The organism is Pseudoroseomonas cervicalis ATCC 49957 (genome assembly GCF_000164635.1).
Lineage (GTDB): Bacteria > Pseudomonadota > Alphaproteobacteria > Acetobacterales > Acetobacteraceae > Pseudoroseomonas > Pseudoroseomonas cervicalis.
On the sequence record NZ_GG770777.1, the window covers coordinates 268,280 to 279,252 of the forward strand.

Here is a 10,973-nt window from a genome sequence, read left to right on the forward strand (position 1 = left end):
GACGGCGGAGGCGGCGGCGGCGCCTGAAGGGCAGCGCGGCGCCTGCCGCGGCTGAGGCGGCCGGGTGTCTCTCGACATCCCCGCCGTGGCTCCGCCACTCCGGGCCATGGCGGGCCTGCTGCCGATCGTCCTGGCGCTCGGCGCGACGCAGGTGATCGGCTACGGCACGCTCTACTACGCCTACGCCATCGCCGCGCCCGCGGTCGCCCGCGAGTTCGGCGCCTCGCTCACCGCGCTCTACGCCATCTTCTCGGCCGGGCTGCTCGCCGGCGGCTTCGCCGCGCCGAAGCTCGGGGCCTGGATGGACCGCTTCGGCGCGCCGCGGGTCATGGCGGCGGGCAGCGCGGCGGTGGTGCTGCTCGTCGCCGGGCTCGCCATGGCGCCGAGCCTCCTGGCGTTCGGCGCCTGCGTGGTGGCGATCGAGGTCGTCGGGGTCGCGGTGCTCTACGATGCCGCCTTCGCGACGCTCGCCTTCTTCGGGCGGGCGGAGGCGCGGCGGGCCATCACGCACCTCACCCTTATCGCCGGCTTCGCCTCGACGGTCTTCTGGCCGCTGACCGGCGGGCTGGTGGAGACGATTGGCTGGCGCGGCACCTACGCGGCCTTCGCCGCGCTGCATCTGCTGGTCGCGCTGCCGCTCCACCTCTGGATCGCCGCAAAGCCGCGCCAGGGTGTTGTGGGGGGCGCCGTCGCCCCAGCACGCCAGAACCTCGGAGCGCCGCTGGCCGGGGCGGAAGCCCGGCTGGCCTTCTGGGCCGTGGCCTCCGGCTTCGCCCTCAGCGGTGTGCTGCTGGCGGGGCTGACGGTGCATCTCGTGCCGGTGCTGCAGGCGCTCGGGCTCGGGAGCGCCGCCACGCTCACCGCCATGCTGATGGGGCCGGCGCAGGTGCTGATCCGCCTGGTGGACGCGCTGTTCTGGCGCGGGCTGCACCCCGTGACCGTCGCCGTCGTCTCCGCGGCCGCCCTGCCCACCGCGATCGCCGTGCTGCTGGTGGTGCCCCATCCAGTGGTGGCGGGTGCCGCCTTCGCCGTGCTGTTCGGCCTCGGCGCCGGCCTGTCGAGCATCGTGCGCGGCAGCGTCCCGCTGAGCCTGTTCGGGGCGGCGGGCTATGGCGCCCGGCTCGGCCAGCTTGCCGCGCTGCGCACCGTGCTGAGCGCCGGGGCGCCTTTCCTGCTTGCCGCGGGGATCGAAGGGGTCGGGCCGGTGGCCGCCCTGGTCGCGGCGTTGGTGACCGGCCTGACCGCCCTGGTGCCGCTCGGGCTGCTCCACCGCCGCGTGGTGGCGCGCGGGCGGTGACAATTCCCCTGGGACACCACGCCGCTCCAGGCGGCGTCGGGATGTGCCGCCTACCCGACCGCTGACGCGCGCTATCGCCTGACGAGGGGAAAGGCTCCTGGCTTGCGCCCGAGCCCTGCGCGCCGCCGCGGACCGGGAGCCGGCGCAAGGCTGGAACGCGAAAGTGGACGTCAATCCCAAGCTCGGAGCCGAGACGCGCACATCCATCTTGCCGGCGCTCATAATGTCCGTCATTCTCGACAAATGGACGAGACATCTGCCGTCGAGGCCCTGGGCGCCCTTGCCCAGGAGACCCGGCTCCGCGCCTTCCGCCTGCTGATCCGGCAGGGGCCGGAAGGTCTTCCCGCTGGCGAGGTGGCCCGCCGCCTTGGCGCCCCCCACAACACCATCTCCACGCACCTCGCGATCCTCACGCGGGCCGGCCTCGTCGCATCCCGGCGCGAGAGCCGGCAGGTCATCTACGCCGTGGAGGCGGGCGGTGCCCGCGCCCTGATCGGCTTCCTCGTGGAGGAGTGCTGCGGCGGACGGCCGGAGGCCTGCGCGCCGCTGATCGAGGCGGCGCTGCCGCTGGCCGCCTGCTGCCCGGGGGAGGGGCGCGCATGAGCGACGCCGCGCCCCGCCGCCTGTCCTTCCTGGACCGCTGGCTGACCCTCTGGATCTTCGCCGCGATGGCGCTCGGCGTCGCGCTGGGGGCGCTGGTGCCCGGTCTGCCCGCGGCCCTCGACGCGCTGTCGCTGGGCGGGACCAACATCCCGATCGCGATCGGGCTGATCCTGATGATGTACCCACCGCTGGCGCGCGTCCGCTACGAGGCGCTGCCGCAAGTCTTCGCCGACCGCCGCGTGCTGCTGCTCTCGCTCGTGCAGAACTGGGTCATTGGCCCGGTGCTGATGTTCGCCCTGGCCGTGCTCTTCCTGCGTGACCAGCCGGAATACATGACCGGCCTGATCCTGATCGGGCTCGCGCGCTGCATCGCCATGGTGCTGGTCTGGAACCAGCTCGCACGCGGCGATGGCCAGTACGTGGCGGGGCTCGTCGCCTTCAACAGCCTCTTCCAGCTGCTCTTCTTCGGCGCCTACGCCTGGTTCTTCCTCTCGGTCCTGCCGCCCTGGCTTGGCCTGCAGGGGCGGGTGGTCGAGGTCTCCTTCGCCACCATCGCCGGGGCCGTGCTGCTTTATCTGGGCCTGCCCTTCGCGGCTGGCTTCCTGACGCGGCGCCTGCTGATCGCCCGCAAGGGCGAGGATTGGTACGCGCGGGCCTTCCTGCCGCGCATCGGACCGATCACGCTCGGCGCGCTGCTCTTCACCATCGTCGCCATGTTCGTCCTCAAGGGCGGCGAGGTGGTGCGGCTGCCGCTGGATGCGCTGCGGATCGCCGTGCCGCTGGCGATCTACTTCCTCGTCATGTTCGTGGTCTCCTTCTGGATGGGGCGGCTGATCGAGGCCGATTACCCGCGCACCACGGCCATCGCCTTCACCGCCGCGTCGAACAACTTCGAGCTCGCCATCGCGGTGGCGATCGCCGCCTTCGGCCTGGCCTCGCCGGTGGCTTTCGCGACCGTCATCGGGCCCCTCGTGGAGGTTCCGGTGCTGATCCTGCTGGTGGGCGTGGCGCTGCGGCTCGGGCGGCGCTGGTTCCCGCGGACGGCGCCGACGTGACGGGCGCGCCCGGCATGGCCGCGCCGGAAGCGCTCGACGTGGTCGTGATCGGCGGCGGCCAGGCGGGGCTCGCGGCCGGCTACTTCCTGCGTCGCACGCCGCTGTCCTTCGCCATCCTCGACGAGGCCGATGCGCCAGGTGGCGCGTGGCAGCACGCCTGGGATTCGCTCACGCTGTTCTCGCCGGCGCAATGGAGCTCGCTGCCCGGCTGGCCGATGCCCTCGCCACAGGGCGGCGGTTACCCGCCACGGGACGCGGTGGTGAGCTACCTCGCCGCCTACGAGGCCCGCTATGCGTTGCCGGTGCGGCGACCTGTGCGCGTGGCGGCCGTGCGGCGCGCCGAGGATCGCCTCATGGTCGAGGCCGTGGACGGCCGCTCCTGGCGCTCCCGCGCCGTCCTCAGCGCCACGGGCAGCTGGGGCAGACCCTGGATCCCCGACCTGCCAGGGCGCGACGTCTTCCGGGGCCGGCAGGTCCATTCGGCGCAATACCGGCGGCCGGAGGACTTCGCCGGCCAGGCCGTGCTGGTGGTGGGGGGCGGCAACTCCGGCGCGCAGATCCTCGCCGAGGTGTCGAAGGTGGCGCGGACCACCTGGGTGACGGAGCGCGACCCGGCCTTCCTGCCGGACGAGGTGGACGGCCGGGTCCTGTTCGAGCGCGCGACGGCCCGCTGGCAGGCAGAGCGCGAGGGACGCCAGCCACCCGAGCCACGCGGCGGCCTGGGCGACATCGTCATGGTGCCGCCCGTGCGCGAGGCGCGGGCGCGCGGCGCCCTGGCGCGCAGCCTGCGGCCCTTCGCGCGCCTCGAAGCAAACGGCGCGGTCTGGTCCGACGGCACCCGCGTGCCGGCCGAGGCGATCATCTGGTGCACAGGCTTCCGCCCGGCGCTCGACCATCTTGCGCCGCTCGGCGTGCTGGGTGCGGATGGCCGGGCTCGGGTCGGGCCGGACGGACGAGCGGCGTGCGAGCCTCGGCTCTGGCTGCTCGGCTACGGGGACTGGACGGGTACCGCCTCCGCGACGCTGGCCGGCATCACCCGGGCCGCGCGCGGCGCCGTGGCCGCGATCTCCGATGCGCTGGCCCTGGAGGCAGCCCGGGCCGACCCTGCGGTGGGATCACCCGGATCGCCCTAGGCCCCGTGGCAGGCATATCGTCATCCAAGCTTCACGCACAGCGAGTCCAATTCGACTATGCTGGAAATATGGATAGTGACGAGGCCGCCGCCGGCTTCACCGCCCTCGGGCAGGGAACCCGGCTCGAACTGATGCGCAGCCTGCTGGCGGCCGGCCCCTCCGGCCTGCCGGCCGGCGAGATCGCGGCGCGGCTGGGCGTGCCGGCCTCCACCCTGTCCTTCCACCTCAAGGCGCTGGAGGCGGCTGGCCTGGTCGCCGCGACGCGGCACGGCCGCAGCCTGGTCTATGCCGCGCAAATCGCGCGGCTGCGCGCGCTCCTCGCCTTCCTGGCCGCGGCCTGCTGCGGCGGCGATCCCGCGCGCTGCGGCGACCTGCACCGACTTTTCGACACCAATGGGGAGACTGCCGTCATGCAGAAGCCCGTGTTCAACGTGCTGTTCCTCTGCGCGCGCAACTCGGCCCGCTCGATCATGGGCGAGGCCATCCTGAACCGCATCGGCGAGGGCCGTTTCCGCGCCTTCTCCGCGGGCTCCGCGCCGTCCGGGAGCGGGCCGCTGCCCGAGGTGCTGAGCCAGCTCAAGGCACTCGGCCACGATGTCTCGGCGCTGCGCTCGAAGTCCTGGGACGAGTTCACCGGCGTCGCGGCACCCCGCATCGACTTCGTCATCGCGCTCTGCGACACGGTGGCCGGCCAGCTCTGTCCCGATTTCGGCGAGACGACCGTCACCGCCGCCTGGCCGCTGCCCGATCCGGCGAAGTTCACCGGCAGCGCGACCGAGCGCGCGACGCTGCTGAACGAACTCTACGCCGCGCTGCACCGCCGGCTCGGCATCTTCACCAACATCCCCTTCGCGTCGCTCGACCGGATGGCGCTGAAGGCGCGGCTGGACGAGCTGGCCGACCCGCACGCGACATCGCCGCGCGGCCCAGCCGCGACACCGCCGCGCGGCCCAGCCGCGACGGCGCGCTAACCGACAAGGCCGGGAGAGCTGGGATGAGGGTCGGCATCAGCGGCATGGGCCGCATCGGGCGTCTGGCGCTGCGCGCCGCGATGGGCGTGGCGGAGCGGCCGGAGGAGGACCCGCGGCGGGGCAACCGGCTGGAGGTCGTCCACCTCAACGAGATCAGGGGCGGCGCCGCGGCCACCGCCCACCTGCTCGAATTCGACAGCGTGCAGGGCCGCTGGCGCGCGCCGATCGCGGCGGAGGGAAAGGACGCCATCCGCATCGGCGATCGGCGCCTCTCCTTCTCCGAGCAGCCGCACCCCGCCGAGATTCCCTGGGGCGATCTGGGGGTCGACGTCGTGCTGGAATGCACCGGCAGGTTCCTCGACCCCGAGACGCTCGGCGGGCACCTGAAGCGTGGCGCGAAGCGGGTGATCGTGGCGGCGCCGGTGAAGTTCGACAGCGTGCTGAACGTGGTCGTCGGCGTGAACCACCACCTCTACGACCCCGCGCGGCACCCGATCGTCACCGCGGCCTCCTGCACCACGAACTGCCTCGCCCCGGTGGTGAAGGTGGTGCATGAGGCGATCGGCATCCGTCACGGCCAGATCACCACCATCCACGATCCCACCAACACCAACGTCGTGGTGGATGCACCGCACAGGGATCTGCGGCGGGCGCGCTCCGCCATGCTCTCGCTCCAGCCGACCACCACGGGCAGCGCGACGGCGATCGCCCTGATCTACCCGGAGCTGAAGGGCAAGCTGGACGGCCATGCGGTGCGCGCGCCGGTGCTGAACGCCAGCCTGACCGATTGCGTCTTCGAGATGGCGCGGGAGACCTCGGCCGAGGAGGTGAACGCGCTGTTCCGCGCCGCCGCCGCGGGCCCGCTCGCCGGCATCCTGGGCTATGAGGCGCGGCCGCTGGTCAGCGCGGACTACGCCCGCGACACCCGCAGTTCCATCGTGGATGCGCCAAGCACCCTGGTCACCGACGGCACGCTGCTGAAGGTCTATGCCTGGTACGACAACGAGATGGGCTATGCCTGCCGCATGGTGGATCTGGCCCAACACATGGCCGAGGCGGGGATCTAGCGCGATGGGCCGCCGCGCCGCCATCCCGTCCTCCTCGGGGACCCGCAACTACGCCATCGTCACCGCGGCCTATTGGGGTTTCACGCTGACCGACGGGGCGCTGCGGATGCTGGTGCTGCTGCACTTCTTCCGCCTCGGCTACTCGCCCTTCACGCTGGCTTTCCTGTTCCTGCTCTACGAGGCGGCGGGGATCGGCGCGAATCTGGCCGGCGGCTGGCTGGCGACGCGGTTCGGCATCGCGCGCATGCTGGCCGTCGGGCTGACCACGCAGATCGCCGGATTCCTGCTGCTCTCGGCGGTCTCACCCGTCTGGTCGGCCACCCTCTCGGTCGCCTGGGTGGTCGCGGCGCAGGGCATCTGCGGTGTGGCAAAGGACCTGACCAAGACGGCGAGCAAGAGCGCGATCAAGCTGACCGCCGGCGAGGCGTCCGGGCGCCTGTTCCAGTGGGTGGCGTTCTTCACCGGCAGCAAGAACGCCATGAAGGGCTTCGGCTTCTTCCTCGGGGGCCTGCTGCTGGAGGCGCTGGGCTTCCGGGGCGCGCTGTGGGCCATGGCGGCTGCGCTGGGCATGATCCTCGCCGGCGTGGTGCTGTCGCTCCCGCCGATGATGGGGCAGGCCAAGGCGTCGAACTCCGCGCGGGAGCTCTTCTCGAAGAACCGTGGCGTGAACCTGATCGCCGCCGCGCGCGTCTTCCTGTTCGGCGCGCGCGATGTGTGGTTCGTGGTCGGCCTGCCGGTCTTCCTCTACGCCTCGGGCTGGACCTTCACCATGGTGGGCGGCTTCCTCGCCGTGTGGACGATCGGCTATGGCGTGGTCCAGGCGGCGGCCCCGGCCTTCGTCCGGCGCAGTGCCGACGGCTTGTCGGCGGAGGTTCCCGCCGCGCGCGCCTGGTCCCTGGCGTTGACGGCCGTGCCCGCGGTGCTGGCCGCGATGATGATCGGGGGCGTGCCGGCACCCGGCTTCTTCGTGCCGGCCGGACTTTGCGCCTTCGGCGTCCTCTTCGCGGTGAACTCCTCGGTGCACTCCTATCTCGTGCTGGCCTACGCCGGCAGCGAGAAAGCGGCGGAGGACGTGGGCTTCTACTACGCTGCCAACGCGGCCGGCCGCTTCGCCGGCACCTTGATGTCCGGCCTGCTCTACGCCTGGGCAGGGCTCACGGCCTGCCTGGCCGGCTCGGCCCTGATGCTCGGACTCTGCTGGGCGCTGACGCTCGCCCTGCCGGCGCGTGCTGCAACCCGCGCAGCGGCGGCGTAGCCTTGCACACCGTGAGGGGACCCAGGCGGCACGACGGATCTCGCAGAACGCAGAGAGAGACCTGGCGCCGGAAGCGGGTTGCCCCGGCCCATGCGCGCTCGGCCCTCCAGCGCCACGGCAGCAGCACGAAGCCGCGCTTGGCTTCCGGCCATCCGACCACCGCGAGTTCGATGCCGTGCGCCTCTGCGACATCGGCCGATTGGCTTCCCGTGTAGCCCTGGTCGGCATAGGCCAATGCAACGCTCCGCCCGGTGGAGGCCTGCACCGCCTCGGCCGGCCGCCCGCGCTGGCGGGCATGGCATGCAGGACCAACAGATGGCCCAGCGTGTCGTGGCAAGGGTGATGGGCGGTCACGCTCGCGAAGATCCGCTAGGGGTTCCTGGCGCGAACCATGACCATCCCGGCTTCACGCCCCGGCCGGCGAAAAGCTGAAGCCCCATGGCGCCTTACCGGCACCGCGCCGGTTCACCGGGGGCAAGACCGGCTGCGGCTGACCGGCTGCGGCGCGGCCTTTGGCAGCTGGTCCGAGGTCCAGGTGGCGCTGCGCTCCTCGGGCGGCAGCACCCTCCTGGATCTTGGCGAGGGCGGCACGAGATCCCCTTCAAGGGCCTGCCTGCCGGCCTGCTGACCACCGACAGCATCCTGTTCGGCCGGCACCCAGCGCCGGCCCCATGACAGGTCCGAAGCATCCAAGCCGCGTGGCGGGGAGAGGCCCATCCTGCCGCGCATGGCCCGCACCCTGCGCCACGGCCGGCATGGGGGCGGCCGGATGCTTTCCCAGAAGGACCTGCCCGATGGCCCCGACCGCGACGCCAGCCCCTGGCCGGCTGCTGCTCAGCCCCTCCGACCACACCCTCATCATGATCGACTTCCAGTCGCAGATGGCCTTCGCCACCAAGTCGATCGACCCGGTGGCGCTGCGCAACAACGCCGCCCTGGTGGCCGCCGCCGCCGCGGGCTTCGGTGTCTCCGCCATCCTCACCACGGTCGCCGAGAAATCCTTCTCCGGCCCGATGTTCCCCGAGGTCACCGAGCCCTTCCCCGGCCAGGCCCTGCTCGACCGCACCTCGATGAACACCTGGGAGGATGCGGCGGTGATCGCCGAGGTCAACCGCATCGGCAAGCCGCGCATCGTGCTGGCCGGGCTGTGGACCTCGGTCTGCATCGTCGGCCCCGCCCTGTCGGCGCTCGACCAGGGCTTCGAGGTCTATGTCATCGCCGATGCCTGCGGCGACATCTCGGACGAGGCGCATGAGCGCGCGGTGGAGCGGATGGTCCAGGCCGGCGCGCGGCCGATGACCGCGCTCCAGTACCTGCTGGAGCTGCAGCGCGACTGGGCGCGCGGCGAGACCTATGAACTGACCACCGGCATCGCCAAGAAGTTCGGCGGCGGCTACGGCCTCGGCATCATCTACGCCAAGACGATGTTCGGCGCCCACGAAGGCTGATCGGACCCGCCGTGGAGGCCGTGATGATGAAGCCCTATCTGCTCTCGCTCGGGGCCGGTCTGCTGGTGGGCGTGGTCTACAGCCTGCTGGACGTCCGCTCCCCGGCGCCGCCGGTGGTGGCGCTGGTCGGCCTCCTCGGCATCCTGCTGGGCGAGCAGATCGTCCCCGTGGCGAAGCGCCTGGTGGCCGGCCACCCGCCCAGCCTGGCCGTGCTGCGCGAGGAATGCACCGCGCATCTCTTCGGCCCGCTGCCTGGCCGCGGCACGCCGCCGCAGAACCCCGACCGGGCGGGATGAGCCCGCCACCGACACGCCGCGCCATCGCCGGGGGCCTCGTGGCCCTCGGCTTCGCCCTGTCCAGCCGGAGCCCCGCCATGGCCGCCGACACCGCCCCCGACATGATCCTGCACAATGGCCGGATCACCACGCTCGACCGCGCCAACCCGGCGCCCCAGGCCGTCGCCATCACCGCCGGGCGCTTCAGCGCGGTGGGCGAGGCGCGCGCGATCCTGCCCAGCGCCGGCCCCGCCACGCGGGTGATCGACCTCGGCGGGCGGCGGCTGATCCCCGGCCTGTTCGACAACCACCTGCACCTGATCCGCGGCGGGCTGAACTTCAACATGGAGCTGCGCTGGGATGGCGTGCGCAGCCTGGCCGACGCGATGGCGATGCTGAAGGCCCAGGCCGCCATCACCCCGCCGCCGCAATGGGTGCGCATCGTCGGCGGCTTCACCGAGCACCAGTTCGCCGAGAAGCGCCTGCCGACCCTGGACGAGATCAACGCCGCCGCGCCGGACACGCCCGTCTTCATCCTGCATCTCTATGACCGCGCGCTGCTGAACGCCGCCGCGCTGCGCGCCGTGAGCTATGACCGGGACACGCCGAACCCGCCGGGCGGCGAGATCCAGCGCGCGCCCGACGGCACGCCCACCGGCCTGCTGCTGGCGAAGCCGAATGCCACCATCCTCTACGCCACGCTGGCGCGCGGGCCAAAGCTGCCCTTCGACTACCAGCTGAACTCGACGCGCCATTTCATGCGCGACCTCAACCGCCTCGGCGTCACCAGCGCCATCGATGCCGGCGGCGGCTCGCAGAACTACCCGGAGGATTACGAGGTCATCCGCAAGCTGGCCGAGGATGGCGAGCTGACGGTGCGCATCGCCTACAACCTCTTCACCCAGAAGCCCAAACAGGAAAAGGACGACTTCCTGCGCTGGACGGCGGAGAACAAGTACCAGCAGGGCGACGATTATTTCCGCCTGAACGGCGCCGGCGAGATGCTGGCCTATTCCGCCGCCGACTTCGAGGATTTCCGCGTCGAGCGCCCGGAGATGCCGGCCTCGATGGAGGACGACCTGGAAGGCGTCGTCCGCGTTCTGGTGCAGAACCGCTGGCCCTGGCGGCTGCACGCCACCTATGACCAGACCATCAGCCGCGCCCTCGACGTCTTCGAGAAGGTCGATGCGGAGATGCCGATCGGCGATCTGCACTGGATCTTCGACCATGCCGAGACGGTGAGCGAGAAATCCCTGGAGCGCATCGCGCGGCTCGGCGGCGGCGTCGCCGTGCAGCACCGCATGGCCTATCAGGGCGAATATTTCGTCGAGCGCTACGGCGCCCAGGCGGCCGAGGCGACGCCACCGGTCGCGAAGATGCTGGAGATAGGGGTGAAGGTCTCCGCCGGCACGGATGCGACGCGCGTGGCCTCCTACAACCCCTGGGTCGCGCTGTATTGGCTGACCACCGGCAGGACCATCGGCGGGCTGCGCATCACGCCCGAGCGCAACACGCTGGACCGCGAGACGGCGCTGCGCATGCTGACCGAGAAGGTCACCTGGTTCTCCAACGAGGAAGGCCAGAAGGGCAGCATCATGGTCGGCCAGCTCGCCGACCTCGCCGTGCTGGACCGCGACTATTTCAACGTGCCGGGCGAGGAGATCCAGGATATCACCGCCGTGCTCACGCTGGTGGGCGGGCGCGTGGTGCATGGCGCGGGCGACTATGCGCCGCTCGCCCCCGCCTTGCCGCCGGCCATGCCGGACTGGTCGCCGGTGTGCCGCTTCGGCGGCTACCAGGACCGCCGCGCGGCGGCGCCGGCGGGGAAGGGGGCCTTCGCCCGCCTCGCCGCCTGCTGCGCCACCGCCT

10 protein-coding genes and 1 pseudogene are annotated in these 10,973 nt (G+C 72.0%); 10 read left to right on the forward strand and 1 reads right to left on the reverse strand.

Annotation, left to right across the window (positions count from 1 at the left end; all coding sequences use genetic code 11):
- Positions 1-106 precede the first annotated feature (106 nt).
- The 7 genes from HMPREF0731_RS01105 (at position 107) to arsJ (ending at position 7,381) form a co-directional block, all read left to right on the forward strand.
- Positions 107-1,297 carry an MFS transporter gene (locus tag HMPREF0731_RS01105; RefSeq protein WP_040611819.1) on the forward strand — a complete coding sequence of 397 codons (1,191 nt, stop codon included), beginning with the start codon at positions 107-109 and terminating at the stop codon, positions 1,295-1,297.
- A 243-nt stretch (positions 1,298-1,540) separates the two neighbouring features.
- Positions 1,541-1,900 carry an ArsR/SmtB family transcription factor gene (locus HMPREF0731_RS01110; RefSeq protein ID WP_007002140.1) on the forward strand — a complete coding sequence of 120 codons (360 nt, stop codon included), beginning with the start codon at positions 1,541-1,543 and terminating at the stop codon, positions 1,898-1,900.
- Positions 1,897-2,955 (forward strand): ACR3 family arsenite efflux transporter, encoded by a 1,059-nt coding sequence (gene arsB / locus HMPREF0731_RS01115; RefSeq protein WP_007002141.1) that lies wholly within the window; start codon positions 1,897-1,899, stop codon positions 2,953-2,955. Before HMPREF0731_RS01110 ends, arsB begins: the two co-directional genes overlap by 4 nt.
- A 14-nt stretch (positions 2,956-2,969) precedes the next feature.
- On the forward strand, positions 2,970-4,088 hold the full coding sequence (locus HMPREF0731_RS01120; protein WP_040612096.1) for an ArsO family NAD(P)H-dependent flavin-containing monooxygenase: 1,119 nt from the start codon (positions 2,970-2,972) through the stop codon (positions 4,086-4,088).
- Positions 4,089-4,156: 68 nt separating this feature from the next.
- Entirely contained in the window at positions 4,157-5,059 is a 903-nt protein-coding gene (locus HMPREF0731_RS01125) for a metalloregulator ArsR/SmtB family transcription factor (protein WP_007002143.1), read from the forward strand.
- A gap of 23 nt (positions 5,060-5,082) precedes the next feature.
- Positions 5,083-6,126: an ArsJ-associated glyceraldehyde-3-phosphate dehydrogenase gene (locus HMPREF0731_RS01130; protein ID WP_007002144.1), complete on the forward strand. Its 1,044-nt coding sequence runs from the start codon at positions 5,083-5,085 to the stop codon at positions 6,124-6,126.
- Positions 6,127-6,130: 4 nt separating this feature from the next.
- Positions 6,131-7,381, forward strand: a complete 1,251-nt coding sequence (gene arsJ / locus HMPREF0731_RS01135; RefSeq protein WP_007002145.1) for an organoarsenical effux MFS transporter ArsJ — start codon at positions 6,131-6,133, stop codon at positions 7,379-7,381.
- Between the two features lie 58 nt (positions 7,382-7,439).
- On the opposite strand, the pseudogene HMPREF0731_RS26010 reads toward arsJ, so the two are convergent.
- Positions 7,440-7,723: pseudogene (locus tag HMPREF0731_RS26010) on the reverse strand (IS5/IS1182 family transposase); the annotation flags it as partial.
- A gap of 452 nt (positions 7,724-8,175) precedes the next feature.
- On the opposite strand from HMPREF0731_RS26010, the gene HMPREF0731_RS01140 reads away from it, so the two are divergent.
- The 3 genes from HMPREF0731_RS01140 to HMPREF0731_RS01150 form a co-directional block, all read left to right on the forward strand.
- A complete protein-coding gene (locus HMPREF0731_RS01140) occupies positions 8,176-8,829 on the forward strand; it encodes a hydrolase (RefSeq protein WP_007002147.1) in 654 nt (217 codons plus the stop codon).
- Between the two features lie 23 nt (positions 8,830-8,852).
- The gene (locus tag HMPREF0731_RS01145) at positions 8,853-9,125 is read left to right on the forward strand and encodes a DUF1427 family protein (protein WP_245538217.1); all 273 of its coding nucleotides are present in this window, start codon (positions 8,853-8,855) and stop codon (positions 9,123-9,125) included.
- 77 nt (positions 9,126-9,202) lie between these two features.
- Positions 9,203-10,973 (forward strand): amidohydrolase (locus HMPREF0731_RS01150; RefSeq protein ID WP_083854408.1); only part of this gene is annotated, 1,771 nt, incomplete at its 3' end.

What these genes read in the sequence shown, in the direction of transcription:
- HMPREF0731_RS01105 (WP_040611819.1), top strand. Translation starts at nt 107, where the DNA reads ATGGCGGGCCTGCTGCCGATCGTCCTGGCGCTCGGCGCGACGCAGGTG.
- HMPREF0731_RS01110 (WP_007002140.1), top strand. Translation starts at nt 1,541, where the DNA reads ATGGACGAGACATCTGCCGTCGAGGCCCTGGGCGCCCTTGCCCAGGAG.
- arsB (WP_007002141.1), top strand. Translation starts at nt 1,897, where the DNA reads ATGAGCGACGCCGCGCCCCGCCGCCTGTCCTTCCTGGACCGCTGGCTG.
- HMPREF0731_RS01120 (WP_040612096.1), top strand. Translation starts at nt 2,970, where the DNA reads ATGGCCGCGCCGGAAGCGCTCGACGTGGTCGTGATCGGCGGCGGCCAG.
- HMPREF0731_RS01125 (WP_007002143.1), top strand. Translation starts at nt 4,157, where the DNA reads ATGGATAGTGACGAGGCCGCCGCCGGCTTCACCGCCCTCGGGCAGGGA.
- HMPREF0731_RS01130 (WP_007002144.1), top strand. Translation starts at nt 5,083, where the DNA reads ATGAGGGTCGGCATCAGCGGCATGGGCCGCATCGGGCGTCTGGCGCTG.
- arsJ (WP_007002145.1), top strand. Translation starts at nt 6,131, where the DNA reads ATGGGCCGCCGCGCCGCCATCCCGTCCTCCTCGGGGACCCGCAACTAC.
- HMPREF0731_RS01140 (WP_007002147.1), top strand. Translation starts at nt 8,176, where the DNA reads ATGGCCCCGACCGCGACGCCAGCCCCTGGCCGGCTGCTGCTCAGCCCC.
- HMPREF0731_RS01145 (WP_245538217.1), top strand. Translation starts at nt 8,853, where the DNA reads ATGATGAAGCCCTATCTGCTCTCGCTCGGGGCCGGTCTGCTGGTGGGC.